We start from the raw sequence: 20,133 nt of genomic DNA on the forward strand, positions 1-20,133 counted from the left end.
TGGCGTGCAATGCAGCTATTGACTGCAAATGCTGTGCCTTCCGCCATGTCTGGCCGGGGTGCAGGCTGTCTGCAGCTCCTGAGCCGGAGCAGGAGACCGACGGAGACCCCCATGACAGACATGCCCGCCTCACCACCCATCTCTGCCCCCGGCCGCGCGGGCCTGATTGGCCTCGCCCTGTCGATGCTGACCGCCTCGCTCGGCGTCAGTATCGCCAATGTCGCCCTGCCGACCCTGGCCCTTGCCCTCCACGTGCCTTTTCAGGCGGTGCAATGGGTGGTGCTGGCCTATCTGCTGGCCGTCACGGTCGCGATCGTGGGCGTCGGGCGGCTGGGGGATGCACTCGGGCGCCGGCGGGTGCTCTCGGCCGGGCTGGGGCTCTTCGCCCTCGCCTCCGCCTTCTGCGGGCTGGCCCCCTCGTTCGAACTGCTGGTTGCAGCCCGGGCGCTCCAGGGGCTGGGGGCAGCCGCGCTGATGGCCCTGACGCTCGCACTGGTTCGCGAGACGGTACCAGCGGAGCGCACCGGCGCCGCCATGGGGCTGCTCGGCACAACCTCCGCCATCGGTACCGCACTCGGCCCCTCCATGGGCGGGCTGCTGATCGCCGCTGCCGGCTGGCGGGCGGTGTTCGTGGTGCTGGTGCCCGCGGCGCTCGCCGCTCTGCTGCTGATCCGCCGGGGCCTGCCTGCCTCTCCTGCCCCCACCCCGGCCACAACGCTCCGGCAGGGACTCGACCTGCCCGGCACGCTGGTGCTGGCGCTCACCCTCGCCGCCTATGCCCTGGCCATGACCCGGCCTCACGGGCTGGATGCCATCGGCTTCGGCCTGCTCGGCCTCGCGGGCCTCGGCGTCACGATCTTCCTGGCCGTGGAGCAGCGTGCCGGGTCCCCCCTGATCCGGCCGGCGGCTCTCCGCGACCCGCTGCTCGCCAGCGGGCTGATCTGCAACCTGCTGATCGCGACCGTGATCATGACCACGCTGGTGGTCGCGCCCTTCTACCTCTCGCACACGCTCGGCCTCGACACCGCCCTGGTCGGGCTGGTGATGTCCGCGGGCCCCGTGCTCTCGGCCCTGACCGGCGTTCCGCTCGGCCGGCTGGTCGATCGTGTCGATGCCGGGCTGATGGCGGTGGCGGGGCTCGGCGCCATGGCCACGGGGGCCACCCTGCTCGCGCTTCTGCCGGCCTGGTTCGGCCTGCCCGGCTATCTTGCCGGTATCGTGGTGCTCACACCCGGCTATCAGCTGTTCCAGGCCGCCAACAACACCCAGATCATGAGCGCGGTGCCGGCCGACCGGCGCGGCGTCACCTCGGGCATGCTCGGTCTTGCCCGCAATCTGGGGCTGGTGACCGGTGCGGCGGTGATGGGCGCGGTTTTTGCCGCAGCCGCGGGCGGGGACGTTGCCACCGCCGGTGCCGATGCGGTTGCCCGGGGGCTGCGCATCACCTTCGCCACGGCCGCCGCGCTGATGCTGGCCGGCATCGTCGTCGCGCTTCTGGGGCGCATGATGGCCGGCCGGCGGGCTTCGGCCCTCAGATCCAGGCAGGATCGGTCGTGAACACGATGGTCAGCCAGCGATGCGGGCCGGCCTCGCCCAGTGCCTCGCCGATCTCGCGGCGGATGCCGTCGAACCAGGCGGTCGTGCCCGGATGATCGGCGGGCACCACCACATGGATCTCGATGAACCGGCCGCGGCCGACCTTGGCGGCATAGCTGGAATAGGTGGTAAAGCCGTGCCGCGCCACCACCGCATCCATCACCCGCCGCACCCGGGCATCCAGCGTGTCGGGGGTCATCAGGAAGATCTCGGTCGCCGCCCGCCACACGATCCGCGCCGGCACCGGCAGCAGGCAGAGCGTCAGCACCATCAGCACCGCCGGGTCGACATAGGGGGTGAGCCACGCATGGGGTGTGCCGTCCAGAATGGCCCCCGCGACGAAGGCCGCCAGCAGCGCGCTGGTGATCAGCGCCGAGAGCAGCCAGCCCCGCGCATCCAGCGCCAGCAGGTCCGAGCCGATCTGCCGGTTGGCGCGCCGGCCATAGGCGAACATGGTGAAGCCGATCGCAGCCACTACCACCGCATAGCCGGCCGCCCAGCCGAAGGCCAGCGGCCGGCCGCCGGCCAGAAGATCGGTCGCCGCGGTCACGAAGGCATAGCCGCAGAGCAGCAGGGTGATGCCGCCATTGACCGCGATCACCATCGGCTCGATATGCCAGAAACCGTGCTGGAAGCGCCGGCTGTCCTCGCGGGCGACCAGACGGGTGACCATCAGCGACAGCAGCGACAGGGCGGCATCCAGCACCGAGAACACGCCGTCGAAGATGATCGACTGCGCGCCCGAGGCCAGGCCGAAGCCGATCCCCAGCGCCGAGACCAGCAGGGTGGCGGCAATCGACCGGCGCAGAACCCGGGCTTCATGCGCGACGGTCATGGGCGATCCTCCCGGCCGGAGGCGGGCAGCGCCGCCGCCCGCTCGCGCAGAACCCGCCGCGCGACGTCGATGAAGGCCCGCAGCTTGGGCTGATTGCGGCTGCGGTCGGGGAAATAGAGCCGCAGCCCGTCCGAGACCGGCAGCCAGTCCGCCAGCACCGTCTCCAGCCGGCCGGTCGCAAGATCATCGGCGATCTGCAGATCGGCGGCATAGATCAGCCCCAGCCCCGCCAGAGCCAGTTCGCGCATCAGGGCGGCATCGTTCACGATCGTCGCCCCCGGCGGGTCCAGCCGGAAGGCCTCGGTCCCGCGTTCGAATTCCCAGCGATAGATCATGCCCGAAGTCGGATAGCGATAGCGGATGCAGTCATGGCCATCCAGCAGCGCCCGCGGTTCCGACGGCCGGCCATGGGTGTCGAAATAGCCGGGCGTGCCCGCGACCACCCAATGGAATTCGCGGGTCAGCGGCAGGGTGATCATGTCGCGGGCGATGAATTCGCCGATCCGGATGCCGGCATCGAAACCTTCATCGGCCAGATCCACCGCCGCATCCTGCACCGCCACCTCGACCGTTACCGCCGGATAGAGCCGGCGCAGGACCGGCAGCACCGGCACCATCACCAGATCCACCGCCAGCCGCGGCACGGTCAGACGCAGATGGCCCTGCGGCCGGCCGCGGAAATCGTCCAGGCGGTCGAAGGCGGCGGTCATGTCGGCCATGGCCGGGGCCAGCCTCGCCTTCAGCGCCTCCCCCGCCTCGGTCAGCCCCACTTTGCGGGTGGTGCGGTGAAACAGCGCCACCCCGGTGCGCAGCTCCAGCGCCCGCACGGCTTGGCTGACGGCGGCCGGCGTCACCCCCAGCACGCCCGCCGCGCGCCGGAAGCTCGCCTGCTCGGCCACTGCCAGGAATTCGGCCACGCCCTGAAAGGCGTCGCTCCGCGACATCGAACACCTCGATTAGAAAGTTGAACTTAACAGACTGGATATCACTACACGATTTTCATGACGCTTTCACCGGAGGAGGATCAGCTATCGGATCCGTTATCGGGAAAGGCCCCGCTCATGCAGTACACGACCCTCGGCCAGAGCGGCCTCGTCGTCTCGCGGCTCGCCTTCGGCACCATGACCTTCACCGCCGGCAATGCCGACATGCCCTCGGTCTACAAGACCGGCACGGCCGCGGCCGAGGCGATGATCGGCCGGGCGCTCGATGCCGGCATCACCCTGTTCGACACCGCCGACGGCTATGCCGGCGGCGAGAGCGAGACCATGCTCAGCCGTGCGCTCGGGGTCGATCGCGACCGGGTCGCCATCACCACCAAGGTCGGTTTCCGCAACGGTCCGGCCCTCGATCGTCAGGGCCTGTCGCGCCGCCATATCCTGCGGTCGATCGATGAAAGCCTCACCCGCCTCGGCACCGACCGGGTAGAGCTCTACGTCGCCCATCGCGAAGACCCGCACACGCCGCTGGAAGAGACGCTGGACGCGCTCGATGCCGTGGTCCGCGCCGGCAAGGCGCTCTATCTGGGCGTCTCCAACTGGCAGCCCTGGAAGATCGCCGCGGCGCTGGAGATCCAGCGCGCCCGCGGCCTGGCTCCGTTCACCCATGCCCAGATGCACTATTCACTGCTCGGCCGCGACATCGAGCGGGATTTTCTGCCGATGGCCGCCCGCTATGGCCTGGGTCTCACGGTCTGGAGCCCGCTCTCGGGCGGCTTCCTGACCGGCAAATATGATCGGGGCAACATGGACCGGGCCGATGGCCGGCTGTCGGGCTTCGACCTGCTGCCCTTCGACAAGGCGCGCGGCTTTGATCTGCTCGACGTGATGCGGCCGATCGCGGCGGCCCATGGGGCCAGCCTCGCACAGCTCGCCATCGCCTGGCTGCTGGCCCGGCCGGGCGTCTCCAGCGTCATCCTGGGGGCGAGCCGCATGGACCAGCTGGACGACACCATCGCCGCCGCCGGCCTGCGCCTGTCCGCGGACGAGATCGCGGCGCTCGATACCGCCACGGCCCTCGCCCCGGTCTATCCGCACTGGTTCATCCAGGGCCTGGCCGATGCGCCGATGGCCGCCGCCCTCTCCGCCTAGCCGAACAGGTCCCCGATTGCGGCAGGGGCCGGGCGACTGCGGGCCAGGCGTTCCAGCGCCGCCGCATCGGTTTCGGCGCCGCCATCGGGCGTCAGATGCACCAATTGTGCCCCCGCCGCCCTCAACAGCGGCGAGACCAGATGGAAGCGGTGGCAGTCCAGCGGGTCGCGTTCGGCGCACATCAGCGCGATGCGATGCTGGCGGGCGCCGTCGAGCAGACGGGCGATGCCGCGCGCCCGCGCCTCGGCAAGCCGCTCCGGATCGGCATCGGCCGGCGGCCGGCCGCCCAGCTCGGCCCCCAGCGGCACATGGGCGATACCGGCCGTCTTCAGCGCCGCCGCCAGCGGCCGGGCCCCGAATTGCGGATGACGCCGCGACCACGGAACCGAGCGCAGATCGGCCACGGCCGTGATCTCCGCCGCCTGAAGCAGGGCGACGAAGCGGTCGATCGGGTGGTCGGAATGGCCGATGGTCCAGAAGACCGGCCGGGCCACGCCAGTGTCATCGGTGGGCGTCTCCATCGGGCCATCATGATCCGCCCGGCCCACGGCTGCAATTCCGCAGGCCGGCCATCGGACAGACCGGCCGCGCGGCGCGGTGCGGATCGCGCTAGGCTTCGCAAAACACGCGAAGAACACCCAGGAGGATCGCCCATGTCCGAGACACCCCCCGTCACCCTGCTCGCCGAAGGTCTGGCCTTCCCCGAGGGCCCGGTCGCCATGCCCGACGGCTCGGTGATCCTGGTCGAGATCGCCGCCGGCCGCATCACCCGGGTGATGCCCGATGGCCGCAAGCTGACCGTGGCGGAGCCCGGCGGCGGCCCCAACGGTGCCGCGATCGGCCCCGACGGCATGCTCTATATCTGCAACAATGGCGGCTTCGAATGGGCGGTCGACAAGGGCTTCACCAAACCCGCCGGCACGCCCGCCGACTGGTCGGGCGGGCGGATCGAGCGGGTCGATCCCGAGACCGGCAAGGTCGAGGTGCTCTATACCGAAAGCGATGGCCGGGGCCTGCGCGGCCCCAACGACATCGTCTTCGACGATCAGGGCGGGTTCTGGTTCACCGATCTGGGCAAGACCTTCCACGACCGGACCGATCACGGCGCCATCCACTACGCCAGGGCCGACGGCTCGCTGATCCGCACCGCCGCCTGGCCGGTCAGCAACCCGAACGGCATCGGCCTCTCGCCCGACGGCCGCACGGTCTATGCCGCCGAGACCACCACCGGCCGGCTCTGGGCCTGGACCATTACCGGCCCGGGAGAACTGGCGCCGCAAAGCTGGCCCGAGGTCGAGCATCCGCGGCTGATGGGCCCGGCCCCCGGCTTCCGGCGCTATGACAGCCTGGCGGTGGAAGCCTCGGGCAATATCTGCGTCGCCTCGCTGCGCATCGGCGGCATCGAGGTCTATGCACCCGACGGGCCGGTGATCGATTTCGTGCCCTTCGACGACCCCTACACCACCAATATCTGTTTCGGCGGCCCCGGGCTGAAGACCGCCTATGTCACCCTGTCGGGCACCGGACGGCTGGTCAGCGTGCCCTGGCCGCGGGCGGGGCTGAAGCTTGCCTATGGTTGACGGGCGGGGTGCCGCAAGGCTATCCGGAAGGAGACCTGAGTTGACGAAGGGGCCGCCATGTCCGCCGCGATCCATATCGAAAGTCTGACCGGCCGGGCGCTGCACGACCGGCTCGACGATCTGGCGGCCCTGCGCATCGCCGTGTTCCGCGACTGGCCCTATCTCTATGACGGCGACCCCGATTACGAACGCCGCTATCTCGCCACCTATGCCGAGGCCCCGGGCAGCGTGATCGTGGCCGCGATCGAGGCGGCGACCGGCCGGGTGGTCGGCGCCGCCACCGGCCTGCCGATGTGCCACGAGCCCGAAACCCTGGCCGGCCCCATGCGGCAGGCGGGCTACGACATCGACCGGCTGTTCTATTTCGGCGAGTCGGTCCTGCTCGCCCCCTGGCGCGGCACCGGCATCGGCGTCGGCTTCTTCAATGCCCGGGAAGCCCATGCCCGGGCGCTGGGCAGGATGAGCCATGCCTGTTTCTGCGGCGTGGTCAGGCCCGACGACCACCCGCGCCGCCCGGCGGGCTTCGTGCCGCTCGACGGGTTCTGGCGCCGCCGGGGCTATGAACCCGTGGCCGGCGCGGTGGGGGAAATCTCGTGGCGCGACCTGGGCGAGGCCGGAGAGACGGCCAAGCCCATGCAGTTCTGGGCGCGCGCGCTTTGACCGGCATCACCGCACGTCCCGCCCGCGGCCGCAGCGCCCCGGCCCCCGGCCCCGACCGGATCACCGTCGCCGCGGCCGCCTGGCCGGTCGCACGGCCGGACAGCCTTCAGGCGCTGGAAGCGCGTCTCGACCAATGGCTCGGCGAGGCCGTGGCCGGCGGCGCCGAGCTGGCGGTTTTCCCTGAATATGGCGGCATCGAGGCGGGGGTGCTCTCGCCCCGCTGGCGACCCGGCGACCTTGCGGCGGATATCGATGCCGCCTCGGACATGGCCGGGATCTGGCTCGATCTGCACCGGCGGCTTGCCCGCCACCACCGCATTCATCTGCTGACCGGCAGCCTGCCGGTTCGCGATCCGGTCCATGGCCTGCCGGTCAACCGCTGCTGGCTGGTGGCCCCCGATGGCAGTGCGGCGCATCAGGACAAGCGGATGATGACCCGGTTCGAACGGGAAAGCTGGGGGATCGGCCCGGGCGATGCCCGGCGGGTCTTCGACACCGCCCTCGGCACCATCGGCATCGCCATCTGCTATGATGCGGAATTCCCGCTCGAAGTACGCGACATGGTCGCAGCCGGCGCCGAAATCCTGCTGGTGCCGAGCTGCACCGACAGCGCCGCCGGCTATCACCGGGTGCGGGTCGCAGCCCGGGCACGAGCGCTGGAAGGCCAGTGCTTCGTGATGCAGTCCCCCACCGTCGGGGTGGCCGACTGGTCGGAAGCGGTGGATGTGAACCGGGGGGCGGCGGGCATCTTCGCGCCGCCCGATCGTGGCCTGCCCGATGACGGGGTGGTGGCGCAGGGCGGGCTCGACCAGCCGGGCTGGACCATCGCCACGCTCGATCTCGGCGCACTCAGGCGGGTGCGGGCCGACGGACAGGTGCTGCCGCTCCGCCATTGGGACGAGCAGGCATCCGCCGGCCGGGCATGATCTAGTCTGCTTCCGCCTCGATCCGCGCAACCACCGGGCTGGCGCGAAGCGCCTCCACCAATTCAGCCGTGCAGGCAACCGGCACCATGCCAAAGGCGGTGGGCGGCCCGATCCAGACCAGATGATCGGCCAGGCCGAGCCGCTCGGCCTCTGCCTGCAGGCCGCGGGCGCGGCGGGCGGTATCGGCGGCGGCGGCAGCGAGCCCTCGTCCGGTCGACGGGGTTTCCGTCGCCGCCAGGGTGATCAGATAGCGTCGGGTTCCGGCCGGCTTGGGCGGCGGCATGGGCATGGGTCCTCGGGAGGGTCTTGGTCCGCAGGGAGGGCGGCAGGCTGGGCTGCCGCGGACCAGCATATGGCATCTTCCGCGTCCGGGGGTAAGACCATGTCGGTGACATCGCGCCGTCACCGCGCGTTTGGCACCGCGAGTTTGGCGCAGCGAGATCGGCGCGGCGGGGTCAGGGCCGGCTCCGGAACACCGCCCGGCTGTGCTCGAACAGATGGCGGATGGCGTGCAGCGCCGCCGCCCGGGCGGCGGTATCGGCCGTCGCCAGCGGCTCGGCCGCGGCCAGTTCGGCGGCCAGCGCCCTCGCCCCCAGATTGGCGGCGGAGCCCTTGAAGCCATGGGCCGCGCGCCGCCAGGCCTCGCCGCCCGCACCGAGGGCCGCCTCCAGCGCCGCCAGATACTCCAGCGCCCCGGCTTCGAACAGGCCGAAGACCTCGTCTTCGAGATCCCGGTCGCCGAGGGTATAGGATCTGAGCTGGTCGAGGTCGAAGATCTCCACCGGCATCTCCTTCACCGGCATTCTTTCCGGGCGTGGCGCTCAGTCGAGCGGGAATTCCGCATGCACCACCGTGTCGCCGGGGCGGATGCCGAGCAGCCGGGCGGTGCCGGCATTCAGCTCCAGCACCGCACGTGCGGCATGCTTGGAGCCGATCGGCGTGTCGGTCAGCGGCACGGTATCGGCCGCGATGTCGACCACCACGCCCTCGGCATCCAGGAACAGCATATCGAGCGGCACATAGGTGTTGCGCATCCACATGGTCGGCTGGCTGTCCTCGGGGAAGACGAACAGCATGCCGCGATCGGCGTCGAGATCGGAGCGGAACATCAGCCCCATGGTCCGCGCCTCGTGCGAGCGGGCGACCTCCACCCGGAACATGCGCGCCTTGCCGCCCTCGGCCGGCCGGATCGCCAGCGGCTCCAGCGGCTGTTCCGGCAGGGCCTGGGCCTGGATCACCGCGCTCGGCCATGATCTCGCCGCCACCGCCGGCCAGGCCCAGGCGCAGTTGGCGGCCAGCATCATGGTTGCGATCAACAGACAAAGCGATGCCCGGTAGCCTCTGCGGCACCGGTTCAGGACCTGGTCCAGCATGCGCGTTCCTCGTCGGGGGCTCACGCGGCCGTTACCGTCGTCTGCCTTCCCGGGCATGCACCAGACATACCTCTGAAAGGCGGTCGTCGCGTCGGCCGTCGCGGCTTGGTGCGGTCGGGGGACGTGGCGGAGCCTGCACCACGACTACCCTCCCGGCGGGATGGCCCGAACGGCAAGACGGCCCGGGTGCGTCTTCGGTCATACTCCTGCCCGGGCCTGCGCGCAACCGGAACGCTCAGGCCCTGCGAAAACACGCGCCTTACGCAAGGGATGCCATGGGATCTTGCACCCTGGATACCGCCGGTGCATAGTTCGGCCTTCACTTGGGGGGAGCCGCGGTGCGGCGGCTGAGAGGTTCCCGGTTCGGAACGACCCCTGAACCTGATCCGGTTCGCACCGGCGGAGGAACAAGTGCGCATGCCATGCCCGACGACATCCGTCCCCTCATCCATCCGTTGACCGCAGAGCCCGCGGCCCGGATGCAGGCGCCTGCCCTGCACCTTGCCGATGTCACCATCCGTCCGGGCGGGCGGCTGGTGACCAACGGGCTCGACCTTGATATCGCCGCCGGCCGCATCACCGCGCTGCTCGGCGCCAGCGGTTCGGGCAAGACCACGCTGCTGCGCCTGATCGCGGGCCTCGATGTCGCGGGGCTGGAACGCGGCCGGGTCACCGCCTCCGACGGCCAGCCGCTCGACGGCCGGATCGCCTGGATGGCCCAGCAGGACCTGCTGATGCCCTGGGCCCGGGTCATCGACAACGTCACGCTGGGCGACCGGCTGCGTGGCCGGAAAGCCGACCGCGCCCGGGCGCTGGATCTGCTCGACCGGCTGGGTCTGGCCGGCACCTCGGCGCTGCGCCCGGCGGCCCTGTCGGGCGGCATGCGCCAGCGCGTCGCCCTGGCCCGCACGCTGATGGAAGACCGGCCGGTGGTGCTGATGGACGAGCCCTTCGGCGCGCTCGATGCCGTCACCCGCCACGGGCTGCAGGATCTGGCCTGCCGCATGCTGCGCGGCCGCACCGTGCTGCTGGTGACCCATGATCCGCTGGAAGCGCTGCGCATGGGCGACGAGATCGTGGTGCTGACCGGCAACCCGGCCCGGCCGATGGCGGTCGCGGCCCCACCCGGCCCGGTGCCGCGCCCGGTGGATGCCGCCGATCTGGGCGACCGGCTGGCCCGGCTGATGGCTGTGCTGGAGGTGCGCGCATGACCGGACAGGCTTCGGGCGCATGGTGGCGCGGGCTGGTCGCGGTGGCGGGGCTGATCGCCGTCTGGTGGGCGGCCGTGCTCGCGACCGGGCTGCCGCCCTTCCTGCTGCCCGCCCCCGATCAGGTGGCGCAGGCGATCTGGACCAACCGGGCGCTGCTGGCCGATCATGCCGCGGTCACCGCGCTTGAAATCGCGCTCGGGCTCGGGGCCGGCACGGCCGTCGGCGTCACCTCGGCGCTGGCGATCGCCGGCGCGCCCAGGCTCGGCCGCTGGATGATGCCGGTGATGGTGGGCGCCCAGGCCCTGCCGGTCTTTGCGCTGGCGCCGCTGCTGACCCTCTGGTTCGGCTATGGCTATGCGCCCAAGATCGTGATGGCGGCGCTGATCATCTTCTTCCCCGTCGCCGTCGCCTTCCTGGACGGCCTCAGGCGGACCGAACCCGGCTGGCTCGACATGGCGCGGGTGATGGGCGCCTCGCGGCGGCGCAGCCTGCTGCTGATCCGCCTGCCCGCCGCGCTGCCGGCCCTCGCCTCTGGGCTCAGGGTCGCGGCCGCGGTGGCGCCGATCGGGGCCGTAGTCGGCGAATGGGTCGGCTCGTCCGCCGGCCTCGGCTACCTGATGCTTCACGCCAACGGCCGGATGAAGACCGACCAGATGTTCGCGGCCCTCGCCGTGCTGGTCGTCCTGACCCTGGTTCTCTATCTCGTGGTCGACCGGGCGCTGCGCGCCGCCATGCCCTGGCAGGCGGATGCGCTCGACGGCGGCTCGCGAGGCTGACACCCCACCCGACAGATAAACCCCTCCCGGAGGAGATGCCCCATGACGCAGCGTGTTGCCACGCGGCGCAGCATGCGCCGTCTGCTGGCCGCCACCCTGGTTGCCGCCACCGCCCTGGCGGCCCCGGCTGCCCAGGCGGCCGAAAAGCTGACCCTGCTGCTCGACTGGTATGTGAACCCCGACCACGCCCCCCTGCTGGTCGCTCAGGAGAAGGGCTATTTCGCCGAGGAAGGGCTGGAGGTGGAGATGATCGCCCCGGCCGATCCGTCGGACCCGCCCAAGCTGGTCGCCGCCGGCCGGGCCGATCTCGCCATCACCTATCAGCCGCAGCTGATCGCCATGGTGCATGAAGGTCTGCCGCTGAAGCGGGTCTCGACCCTGGTCGCCACCCCGCTCAACAGCATCATCACGCTGGCCGACGGCCCGGTGAAGACGCTCGCCGATCTGAAGGGCCGCAGGATCGGCTATTCGGTCGCGGGCTTCGAAGACGCGCTGCTCGGCCGCATGCTGGCCAGCGCCGGGCTCACCATCGACGACGTCACGCTGATCAACGTCAACTTCGCCCTCGCCCCCTCGGTGATGTCGGGGCAGGTGGATGCGGTGATCGGTGCCTATCGCAATGTCGAGCTGGTGCAGATGGCGCTGGAAGGCCGCCCCGGCCGCGCCTTCCTGGTGGAAGAGCACGGCGTGCCGCCCTATGACGAGCTGGTCGTCGCCGCCCGCGCCGACAAGGCGGCCGATCCGCGCTTCGCCGCCTTCAACCGCGCGCTGGAAAAGGGCGTGCAGTTCCTGATCAACCACCCTGATCAGTCCTGGGAGCTGTACATCAAGGGCCGGCCCGAGATCGCGGACGAAGGCAACCGGAAGTCGCTGGAGGCGACGCTGCCGCGCTTCGCCCACAGCCCGGCGGCCCTCGATTACGGCCGCTGGCGCAATTTCGCCGCCTTCATGCACGAGGCCGGGTTGATCGACACCCCGAAGCCGGTCGAAGACTATGCGCAGGCCTGGCGCTGATGCGAAACCGGCGCTGATGCAGAACTGGCGCTGATCCGGTTCTCCTTCCCGTCTGATCAAGCCTGAAACGCCCGCTTGCGACCATGTGCCGCAAGCGGGCGTTGCCTTTGCCACGCCCCGGGTCGGTCTCATGCTATGCCAAGGACTTATCGGACTTAATTCGTCCGGATTTCCTTGACCCGTCCCGGGTTTCCTGGGAAAAACGCGGGCCAGGGAGGACGCTGTTCGACGGGACGGACACGCGCTCTGCATGCGCCATCTCCGCTTTGCGTCCGGCTGAACACGACGTTCGGCCGCAGGCGCGCCGGCGCCTCCTTGCCGTCAAGGGGACCAACCACTCAGGGGAGACTGCGGTGGCGCGAGCCTTCGGCCTGTTTCTGGCACTGCTCACGACCTGGCTGCTGATGTCGGGCATCTACAAGCCGTTGATCATCGGCTTCGGCGTGCTGTCCTGCGCCTTTTCGGTGTGGATCGCACGCTGGCTCGGCATCCTGGACCGTGAAGGGGCGCCGCTCGGCATGCTGCCGCGTGCAATCCCCTACTGGTTCTGGCTGTCGGTCGAGATCATCAAGTCGAACATCGACGTCTTCAAGCGCGTCTGGGGCCTGGCCCCGATCGATCCCGCCTGGAAGCGGGTGCCCACCAGCCAGACGACCGATCTGGGCCGGGTGATCTACGCGCAGTCGATCACCCTGACGCCCGGCACTGTCTCGGTCGATTTCGAAGGCGGCATGATCGTCGCCCACGCCCTGCATTCCAGCGCGCTGGAGGGGATGGACGAGGGAGAGATGGACCGCCGCTGCACCGCGCTGGAGGGCCGTGTCTGATGTTCATCGCCGCCACCGCCGCCCTTGTCGTCGCCCTGGTGCTGGGCCTGGCCCGCGCCGTTCTGGGCCCCACCCTCTTCGACCGGGTGCTCGCCGCCAACGCCATCGGCACCAAGATCGTGCTGCTGCTGGCCGTGATCGGCTTTCTGACCGAACGCCCGCATTTCCTCGACCTGGCGCTGACCTATGCGCTGATCAACTTCATCGCCACCGTGGCGATCCTGAAGCTGCTGCGCCACCGCCATCTCCGCAGCCTGACCACCGAGGACGTGGCCGCCGACGAGATGGATGCCGCCGCAAAGCGCAAGGGAGGCCCCGCATGACACTGGTCATCGACCTGATCTCCTGGGCGCTGATCCTGGGGGGCCATTGTTCGTGATCACCGGTGCCGTGGGCCTGGTGCGGATGCCCGATTTCTACACCCGGCTGCATCCGGCCGGCATGATCGACACCTTCGGCGCCTGGCTGATGCTGGCGGGCATGTGTGTCCAGGCCGGCTTCACCCTGGTCACCGTCAAGCTGATCATCATCGGCCTGTTCCTGTTCTTCACCTCGCCCACCGCCTCGCACATCGTCGCCAATGCGGCGCTGGTGTCGGGCATGAAGCCGACCGGCCGGCGTCTCGACACGCCCGAGCCGTCCTCGGCCGGTGCCCATCGGGAGACGCGCCCGTGATCGTCATCGGACCATGGTCGATTCTGACCGCCGATCTGCTGAACATGGCCCTGCTGCTGATGCTGGCAGGTGTCGCGATCGCGATCGTGCGCACCCGCAGCCTGCTGACCGCGGTGCTGCTGCAGAGCGCCTATTCCCTGCTGATCGCCGCCCTCTGGATGGTGCTGGATGCCATGGACGTCGCCTTCACCGAGGCGGCGGTGGGTGCCGGCATCTCCACCGTGCTGTTCCTGGCCGCCCTGGTGCTGACCGGGCGAGAAGAGGATCGCGGCCACAACCCCGTGCTGCCGATGATCGCAGTGGTCGCAACCGGCGCCGCCCTGCTCTATGCCACGGCCGACATGCCGGCCTTCGGCGACCCAGAGGCCCCCGTCCAGACCCATACCGTGCCGCGCTATATCGAGGGCTCGGTCACTGAACACGGCATCCCCAACATCGTGACCAACGTGCTGGCCAGCTATCGCGGCTACGACACGATGGGCGAGACGGTGGTGGTGTTCACGGCCGCGCTTGCGGTGACCATGATCCTGGGCGGCGGCGTGGCGGTGGCCCGCCGGCGCCGCAACGGCCGCGACGACGAGGAGGGCACCTCTGATGATGCGTGATCATTATCTGATCCTTCGGGTCGTCTCGAAGGTGCTGATCCCGTTCATCGTGATGTTCGGGCTCTATGTGCAGTTCCACGGCGAATACGGCCCCGGCGGCGGCTTCCAGGCCGGCGTGATCATCGCATCCGGGCTGATCCTCTATGCGCTGATCTTCGGCCTGACCGATCGTCAGCGCGAGGGCATGCTTTCGGTCTGCCGGCTGCTGGCGCCGCTGGGCGCGCTGTTCTTCGTCGGCACCGGTTTCGCGACCCTGTTCTTCGGGGGCAACTTCCTGGAATACGCCGCCTTCGCGCCGGCCGAGCCCAAGCTCGGCCTGCTCATCGGCATCATCGTGGTCGAACTGGGCGTGGGCCTGGCCGTCGCCGCCTCGATGATCCTGATCTTCTTCACCTTCTCGGAACGGCGGAGCTGAGGTGGGCGTGTTCGAGCATTTCAACTACTGGGTCGCCGTCTTCCTGATGATGACCGGCTTCTACACCGTGATCGCGCGGACGAACATGGTGAAGAAGCTGATCGGCCTCGGCATGTTCCAGACCGCCGTCTTCCTGCTCTACATCAGCATGGGCAAGATCCGGGGCGCCACCGCGCCCTATCTGGTCGACGGCGTGCCCTTTTCCGAAAACACCTACACCAACCCGCTGACCAGCGTGCTGATCCTGACCGCGATCGTGGTCTCGATCGCGACCACCGCGGTCGGCCTCGCGATCGTGGTGCGCATTCGCGAGGCCTACGGCACCGTCGAAGAGGACAAGACCATCGCCATGGACATGGCCGACGAGCGTGCGGAAGACGCCATGCCGCCGACCATCCGCGAGGCCAAGCGCCGGCTGGGCTGGCTGCCCCGCAGCGGCGCCCCGCGCGTGACGCCGCCTGAGCCCGCCAGACAGCCCGCCCGCGAGGCGGCGCCCCGGCCGCCCGCGCCCAAGCGCGGACCCATGAGCCGCCGCAAGAGCGCGCCCCGCAAAGGGAAGGGCCGTCCATGAGCCTGGTCACCCATCTGCCGGCGCTCCAGGTTGCCACGCCCCTGGTCGCCGCCCTGTTCGTGGCCATTGTCGGCCGGCGCAGCTTCGCCTATGCCGTGCTGGTCCTGGTCAGCCTGGCGAGCTTCGCCAGCGCCGTCACCCTGACGATCGAGGTGCTGAACCAGGGGCCGATTTCCTACGAGATGGGCGGCTGGGCGCCGCCCTGGGGCATTGAATACCGCATCGACCTGCTGACCTGTCTGGCCCTGCTGCTGGTCTCGGGCATCGCCGCGATCTGCGCCCCCTACGCCCCCGCCTCGATCTCGGCCGAAATCCCCGAAAAGCGCATCCCGTCTTTCGTCGCCATGTATCTGCTGGCGCTCGCCGGCCTGTCCGGCATGGTGGCGACGGGCGACGCCTTCAACATCTACGTCTTCATCGAGATCACCTCGCTGTCGACCTATGCGCTCGTCGCCATGGGACCGGACCGGCGGGCGCTGTCGGCCGCCTTTCAGTATCTGATCATCGGCACGATCGGCGCGACCTTCATCCTGATCGGCATCGGCCTGATCTACATGATGACCGGCACGCTCAACATCGCCGATCTGGCCCAGCGCCTGCCGGCGGTCGAAGGCAGCCGGGTGGTGGTCGCAGGCTTCGCCTTCCTGGTCATCGGGCTTGCGATCAAGATCGCGCTCTTCCCGCTGCATGTCTGGCTGCCCAACGCCTATGCCTTCGCGCCCTCGCTGGTCTCCGCCTTCCAGGCGGCGACGGCGACCAAAGTCGGCATCTATGTGCTGCTGCGCTTCATCGTCTCGGTCTTCGGCGCCTCTTATGCCTTCGACGCCATGCCGCTGGGCTGGACGCTGATCCCGTTTGCGGTGCTGGCGATGTTCGCAGGCTCGCTGGTCGCGATCTTCCAGGTCGACGTCAAGCGCCTGCTCGCCTATTCCAGTGTCGCGCAGATCGGCTACATCATGCTGGGCCTGGCGCTCGGCAACCAGCACGGCGTCTCGGCCGCCCTCATTCATCTGATCAATCACGGCGTGATGAAGGCGGCGCTGTTCCTGGCGCTGGGCCTGATCGCGGTCCGCCTGGGCGGCACGCGGCTGGAACATCTCCAGGGGTTGGGCCGGACCATGCCGGTCACCGCGGCCGCGATCGTGATCGGCGGGCTCAGCCTGATCGGCGTGCCGCTGACCTCGGGCTTCATCAGCAAATGGTATCTGGTCTCGGCGACGCTCGATGCCGGCATGTGGCCGCTGGCCGTGTTGGTGATGGCAAGCTCGCTGCTGGCGGTGATCTATGTCTGGCGCCTGGTCGAGACGATGTATTTCCGCGCCCCGGTCGAAGGCGCCGCCGAGGCCTGCGCGGGCCCGTCCAACCCCTGGCTGGCCTGGCCTGCCTGGTTTGCGGCGGCGCTCTGCATCTATCTCGGCATCGACACCAGGGCAACGGCCGGGCTTGCCGAGCTTGCGACCCGCGCGCTGATCGGGGGAGCCTGACGCCATGACGCCTGAATTCCTGCTCGTCGCGTCGCTGCTCTCGCCGGTCGCGGGTGGCATCCTGATCCTTGCCGCCGGCCGCTCGCCGGGGGCGCGCGACATCCTGATGGTGGCGGCGGCGGTGGTCACCGCCGTCTTCACCCTGATGCTGGCGGCCCGGGTGCTGGACGGCGCCCGGCCCGTGCTCACCCTGCATCAGCTGATGCCGGGCCTGCCGATCGGCTTTGCGGTCGAACCGCTGGGCATGATCTTCGCCGCTGTCGCCGGCACGCTCTGGCCGATCACCGCGGTCTATTCGATCGGCTATATGCGCGGCAATCACGAAGCGCATCAGACCCGCTTCCACTTCTGCTTCGCGCTGGCCATCGTCAGCGCGCTGGCACTCGCCTATTCCGACGGCCTGCTGTCGATGTTCATCGCCTACGAGGTGCTGACGCTGTCGACCTATCCGCTGGTCACCCATTCGGGCACCAAGGAGGCGATGAAGGCAGGCCGGACCTATCTCGGCATCCTGCTCGGCACCTCGATCGGCTTCCAGCTGACCGCGATCATCGGCGTCTATGTCCTGGCCGGCACCGTGGCCTTCACCGCGGGCGGCGTGCTGCCCGATGGGCTGTCTCCCGCGCTGCTCGGCCTGCTGCTCGGCCTCTTCGCCTATGGCATCGGCAAGGTGGCGCTGATGCCGCTGCATGCCTGGCTGCCGGCGGCGATGGTGGCGCCCACCCCGGTCTCGGCCCTGCTGCATGCGGTGGCCGTGGTCAAGGGCGGCGCCTTCGCGGTGGTCAAGGTCGTGGCCTATACGCTGGGCGCCGATCGCCTCTCCGCCGCCGGCGCCAATGACTGGCTGGTCTGGGTGGCGTCGGCCTCAATCGTGATCGCCTCGTCGATCGCGCTCACCCAGGACCATCTGAAGCGCCGGCTCGCCTATTCGACCGTCAGCCAGCTCGCCTATGTGACGCTGGCAGCGGCCATCATGGCGCCGCTGTCGCTGGTGGGGGCGGCCATGCACATCGCCGCCCATGCCGTCGGCAAGATCACCCTGTTCTTCGCCGCGGGCTCCATCCACACCGCCGCCCACAAGGACTATGTCAGCCAGCTGGACGGCATCGGCCGGCGCATGCCCTGGACCATGGGCGCCTTCGTCCTCGCCACCCTGTCGATGATCGGCCTGCCGCCCGCGGTCGGTTTCACCAGCAAGTGGTTCATCCTGGAAGGCGCGGTCTCACGCGATCAGTGGATCGCGGTCGCCGCCCTCGGCGCCTCCACCCTGCTGAACGCGGCCTATTTCCTGCCGATCGTCTGGCGCGCCTTCTTCCGGGCGCCGGTTGCGGCGAAATCGGTGGGGGCCGCCGCCCCCCATGGTGGCGATGGCCATCACGATCATGGCGAGGCGCCGCTGCCGATGGTGCTGGCGATCCTGGCCACGGCGGGGCTCACCTTCCTGCTGTTCCTCTACCCCGATCCCGTGCTTGCGCTGGCAGAGGCCATGGCCGGCACCGTCACACAGGGAGGCCTGCGTTGACCGGTCCCATTTCCCCAAGGCTGCAGAAGACCGGGCTTGCGGTTGCGGGCGCGGTGCTGATCCTGGCCGCGCTCGCCGAACTCGCCATCCATCGTCACGGCTATCTGGGCTTCGACGAGATCTTTGCCTTCCATGGCTGGTTCGGCCTGATCGCCGGCGGTGTGGCGGTGGTGGGCGCCCGCGCGCTCGCCCTCGCCCTCGGCCGCCCCGAGGCGACGGAGGCGGATGATGACTGAACCCGGCCTCTTCGCCACCCTGCCGCCGGCCGGCCTGCTGCTGCTCGGCGCCCTGCTCACCGCCCTTCTCCCCCGCGGGCTGCGCGCCCTGCCGGTGATCGCAGCCCCCCTGGCCGTGCTGGCGGTGGCCTGGCTGCTGCCCGATGGCCCCGGCGCCGGCCATGCCTGGCTCGATCAGGTTCTGGTCCCGGTCACCGTCGATGCCACCGGCCGGGCCTTCACCACCATCTTCGCGCTCGCGGCCCTGGCCGGCGGTCTCTATGCCCTGCCCCGGGCATCGACCACCGAACTCGTCGCGGCCCAGGCCTATGGCGCGGGCGCGGTCGGCCTCGCCTTCGCGGGCGATCTGCTGACGGTGCTGGTGTTCTGGGAAGTGCTCGCCATCGGCTCGACCGTGGTGATCTGGGCGGCCGGCACCGAACGCGCGCGCCGGGCGGCGATGCGCTATCTGCAGATCCATCTGGCCGGCGGCATGATCCTGATGATCGGCATCGTCGGCCACATCACCGGCGGCGGCGCCAATACCCTCGCCGCATTGACCGCCGATATCGATGCCGGCAGCTGGGCCGCCTGGTTCATCCTGGCGGGGGTGGTGATCAATGCCGGCGCCCCGCCGCTCTGGGCCTGGGTGTCCGACGCCTATCCCGAAGCCTCGTCCACCGGCATGGTGTTCCTGTCGGCCTTCACCACCAAGGCCGCGGTGCTGGTGCTGATCCGGCTGTTCCCGGGCACCGAGATCCTGGTCTGGACCGGCATCGTCATGGCCGCTTATGGCGCGCTCTATGCCGTCATCGAAAACGATCTCCGCCGGGTGCTGGCCTTCTCGATCGTCAGCCAGGTGGGCTTCATGGTCACCGCGGTCGGCATCGGCACGCCGCTGGCGCTGGCCGGCGCCTCGGCCCAGGCCTTCGCCCATATCCTCTACAAGTCGCTGATGGTGATGGCCGCGGGCCATATGGTCGCCGCCACCGGCCGGCGCCGGCTGGGCGATCTTGCGGGTATCGGACGGGCCATGCCGCTCACCTGGGCGGCGCTGCTGCTGGGCGGGCTCGGCCTGGCTGCCGTCCCGCTCACCGCCGGTTTCGTCTCCAAGGGCGTGATCCTCTCGGCACTGGGCAAGGATGGCGCCGGCATCGCCTGGGCGGCGCTGGTCGGCATTGCGGTCGTCTCCACCGTCTATGCGGCGCTGAAGCTGCCCATGGTGCTCTGGGGCACCCACCGCATCCAGGGTGTCGGCCGCGGCGTCGGCGATCCGGGCGTGGTGCAGATGGTCGCCATGGGCTTCATGGCGGCGCTGGTTGTGGGCATCGGCGTGGTGCCGGGCACCCTGCTCGGCATGTTCCCGGCCTCGGCCGATTATGCCGTCTTCACCGCCGACCATCTGATCACCCAGATCCAGCTGCTGGCGGCCGCTGCCGTGGTCTGGTTCGCGGCCGCCCCGCGGCTCGCTCCCGGCCGTGGCATCACCCGTGATTTCGACTGGATCTATCGCACCTTCCTGCCCCGGCTGGCGGCAGAATTCGCCATCCATGGCGATCCGCTGCGCAGCGGCCTGGCGAAGCGGATCCACCGGCGGATCGATTTCGTGATGGCCGGCATCTTCCGCATCCACGGCCCCGAGGCACCGCTGGCCCGCGACTGGCCGACCGGCGGCACCGTGCTCGGGATCACCGTGATGCTGGGCCTCTGTCTGGTGGTCTATTACGCCGCCTGACCGCCCGGGTCTCGCCGTTCCCG

24 protein-coding genes and 1 riboswitch are annotated in these 20,133 nt (G+C 69.8%); of the genes, 18 read left to right on the plus strand and 6 right to left on the minus strand.

The window, feature by feature from the left end:
• Positions 1-111 precede the first annotated feature (111 nt).
• Positions 112-1,557 (plus strand): MFS transporter, encoded by a 1,446-nt coding sequence (locus TMO_RS12400; protein ID WP_014745975.1) that lies wholly within the window; start codon positions 112-114, stop codon positions 1,555-1,557.
• Here the strand turns inward: TMO_RS12400 and TMO_RS12405 are convergent.
• Together TMO_RS12405 and TMO_RS12410 are read right to left on the minus strand one after the other, a co-directional pair.
• Positions 1,532-2,431, minus strand: coding sequence for a cation diffusion facilitator family transporter (locus tag TMO_RS12405; RefSeq protein ID WP_014745976.1), 900 nt, complete (start codon positions 2,429-2,431; stop codon positions 1,532-1,534). The two genes, TMO_RS12400 and TMO_RS12405, sit on opposite strands and share 26 nt — an antisense overlap.
• Complete coding sequence (locus TMO_RS12410; RefSeq protein ID WP_014745977.1) at positions 2,428-3,375, minus strand: LysR family transcriptional regulator; 948 nt, start codon at positions 3,373-3,375, stop codon at positions 2,428-2,430. Before TMO_RS12410 ends, TMO_RS12405 begins: the two co-directional genes overlap by 4 nt.
• 117 nt (positions 3,376-3,492) lie before the next feature.
• On the opposite strand from TMO_RS12410, the gene TMO_RS12415 reads away from it, so the two are divergent.
• A complete protein-coding gene (locus TMO_RS12415; protein WP_014745978.1) occupies positions 3,493-4,521 on the plus strand; it encodes an aldo/keto reductase in 1,029 nt (342 codons plus the stop codon).
• On the opposite strand, the gene TMO_RS12420 is transcribed toward TMO_RS12415, so the two are convergent.
• Positions 4,518-5,042, minus strand: a complete 525-nt coding sequence (locus TMO_RS12420; RefSeq protein ID WP_051045378.1) for a DUF488 family protein — start codon at positions 5,040-5,042, stop codon at positions 4,518-4,520. The two genes, TMO_RS12415 and TMO_RS12420, sit on opposite strands and share 4 nt — an antisense overlap.
• Before the next feature lie 132 nt (positions 5,043-5,174).
• Here TMO_RS12420 and TMO_RS12425 point away from each other — a divergent pair, with 132 nt between their 5' ends.
• Genes TMO_RS12425 through TMO_RS12435 form a run of 3 tightly spaced genes read left to right on the plus strand, consistent with a single transcriptional unit; the run spans position 5,175 to position 7,687 of the window.
• Complete coding sequence (locus tag TMO_RS12425) at positions 5,175-6,101, plus strand: SMP-30/gluconolactonase/LRE family protein (protein ID WP_014745980.1); 927 nt, start codon at positions 5,175-5,177, stop codon at positions 6,099-6,101.
• A gap of 57 nt (positions 6,102-6,158) precedes the next feature.
• A complete protein-coding gene (locus TMO_RS12430) occupies positions 6,159-6,761 on the plus strand; it encodes a hypothetical protein (RefSeq protein ID WP_014745981.1) in 603 nt (200 codons plus the stop codon).
• A complete protein-coding gene (locus tag TMO_RS12435; protein ID WP_014745982.1) occupies positions 6,758-7,687 on the plus strand; it encodes a carbon-nitrogen hydrolase family protein in 930 nt (309 codons plus the stop codon). Before TMO_RS12430 ends, TMO_RS12435 begins: the two co-directional genes overlap by 4 nt.
• 1 nt (position 7,688) lies before the next feature.
• Here the strand turns inward: TMO_RS12435 and TMO_RS12440 are convergent, their stop codons facing one another.
• From TMO_RS12440 to TMO_RS12450, 3 genes are all read right to left on the minus strand, one after another.
• Positions 7,689-7,970: a hypothetical protein gene (locus TMO_RS12440; RefSeq protein ID WP_014745983.1), complete on the minus strand. Its 282-nt coding sequence runs from the start codon at positions 7,968-7,970 to the stop codon at positions 7,689-7,691.
• A gap of 172 nt (positions 7,971-8,142) precedes the next feature.
• Positions 8,143-8,475 (minus strand): Hpt domain-containing protein, encoded by a 333-nt coding sequence (locus tag TMO_RS29465; protein ID WP_228382320.1) that lies wholly within the window; start codon positions 8,473-8,475, stop codon positions 8,143-8,145.
• A 33-nt stretch (positions 8,476-8,508) separates the two neighbouring features.
• Complete coding sequence (locus tag TMO_RS12450) at positions 8,509-9,060, minus strand: DUF192 domain-containing protein (protein WP_014745985.1); 552 nt, start codon at positions 9,058-9,060, stop codon at positions 8,509-8,511.
• A gap of 316 nt (positions 9,061-9,376) precedes the next feature.
• Positions 9,377-9,485, plus strand: a riboswitch (TPP riboswitch).
• Between TMO_RS12450 and TMO_RS12455 the strand changes: the two genes are divergently transcribed.
• The 13 genes from TMO_RS12455 (at position 9,483) to TMO_RS12515 (ending at position 20,110) form a co-directional block, all read left to right on the plus strand.
• Complete coding sequence (locus TMO_RS12455; RefSeq protein WP_014745986.1) at positions 9,483-10,271, plus strand: ABC transporter ATP-binding protein; 789 nt, start codon at positions 9,483-9,485, stop codon at positions 10,269-10,271. It overlaps the preceding riboswitch by 3 nt.
• The gene (locus TMO_RS12460; protein WP_014745987.1) at positions 10,268-11,047 is read left to right on the plus strand and encodes an ABC transporter permease; all 780 of its coding nucleotides are present in this window, start codon (positions 10,268-10,270) and stop codon (positions 11,045-11,047) included. Before TMO_RS12455 ends, TMO_RS12460 begins: the two co-directional genes overlap by 4 nt.
• 42 nt (positions 11,048-11,089) lie before the next feature.
• On the plus strand, positions 11,090-12,061 hold the full coding sequence (locus TMO_RS12465; RefSeq protein WP_014745988.1) for an ABC transporter substrate-binding protein: 972 nt from the start codon (positions 11,090-11,092) through the stop codon (positions 12,059-12,061).
• Positions 12,062-12,414: 353 nt separating this feature from the next.
• Positions 12,415-12,888 carry a Na+/H+ antiporter subunit E gene (locus TMO_RS32215; protein ID WP_014745989.1) on the plus strand — a complete coding sequence of 158 codons (474 nt, stop codon included), beginning with the start codon at positions 12,415-12,417 and terminating at the stop codon, positions 12,886-12,888.
• The gene (locus TMO_RS12475; RefSeq protein WP_014745990.1) at positions 12,888-13,211 is read left to right on the plus strand and encodes a monovalent cation/H+ antiporter complex subunit F; all 324 of its coding nucleotides are present in this window, start codon (positions 12,888-12,890) and stop codon (positions 13,209-13,211) included. Before TMO_RS32215 ends, TMO_RS12475 begins: the two co-directional genes overlap by 1 nt.
• A gap of 52 nt (positions 13,212-13,263) precedes the next feature.
• Positions 13,264-13,563 (plus strand): monovalent cation/H(+) antiporter subunit G, encoded by a 300-nt coding sequence (gene mnhG, locus TMO_RS12480; RefSeq protein WP_267018702.1) that lies wholly within the window; start codon positions 13,264-13,266, stop codon positions 13,561-13,563.
• Positions 13,560-14,168, plus strand: coding sequence for a DUF4040 domain-containing protein (locus tag TMO_RS12485; protein ID WP_014745992.1), 609 nt, complete (start codon positions 13,560-13,562; stop codon positions 14,166-14,168). Before mnhG ends, TMO_RS12485 begins: the two co-directional genes overlap by 4 nt.
• Positions 14,158-14,583 (plus strand): Na(+)/H(+) antiporter subunit B, encoded by a 426-nt coding sequence (locus tag TMO_RS12490; protein ID WP_014745993.1) that lies wholly within the window; start codon positions 14,158-14,160, stop codon positions 14,581-14,583. Before TMO_RS12485 ends, TMO_RS12490 begins: the two co-directional genes overlap by 11 nt.
• Before the next feature lie 7 nt (positions 14,584-14,590).
• Positions 14,591-15,154, plus strand: a complete 564-nt coding sequence (locus TMO_RS12495) for a cation:proton antiporter subunit C (protein ID WP_228382222.1) — start codon at positions 14,591-14,593, stop codon at positions 15,152-15,154.
• Complete coding sequence (locus TMO_RS12500) at positions 15,151-16,638, plus strand: monovalent cation/H+ antiporter subunit D family protein (protein ID WP_014745995.1); 1,488 nt, start codon at positions 15,151-15,153, stop codon at positions 16,636-16,638. Before TMO_RS12495 ends, TMO_RS12500 begins: the two co-directional genes overlap by 4 nt.
• A 4-nt stretch (positions 16,639-16,642) precedes the next feature.
• Positions 16,643-18,160: a proton-conducting transporter membrane subunit gene (locus tag TMO_RS12505; protein ID WP_014745996.1), complete on the plus strand. Its 1,518-nt coding sequence runs from the start codon at positions 16,643-16,645 to the stop codon at positions 18,158-18,160.
• The gene (locus TMO_RS12510) at positions 18,157-18,396 is read left to right on the plus strand and encodes a hypothetical protein (RefSeq protein WP_014745997.1); all 240 of its coding nucleotides are present in this window, start codon (positions 18,157-18,159) and stop codon (positions 18,394-18,396) included. The genes TMO_RS12505 and TMO_RS12510 overlap by 4 nt, the downstream gene beginning before the upstream one ends.
• Positions 18,389-20,110, plus strand: a complete 1,722-nt coding sequence (locus tag TMO_RS12515) for a proton-conducting transporter membrane subunit (RefSeq protein ID WP_014745998.1) — start codon at positions 18,389-18,391, stop codon at positions 20,108-20,110. The genes TMO_RS12510 and TMO_RS12515 overlap by 8 nt, the downstream gene beginning before the upstream one ends.
• Positions 20,111-20,133 lie beyond the last annotated feature (23 nt).

Source organism: Tistrella mobilis KA081020-065 (assembly GCF_000264455.2).
Taxonomy (GTDB): Bacteria; Pseudomonadota; Alphaproteobacteria; order Tistrellales; family Tistrellaceae; genus Tistrella; species Tistrella mobilis.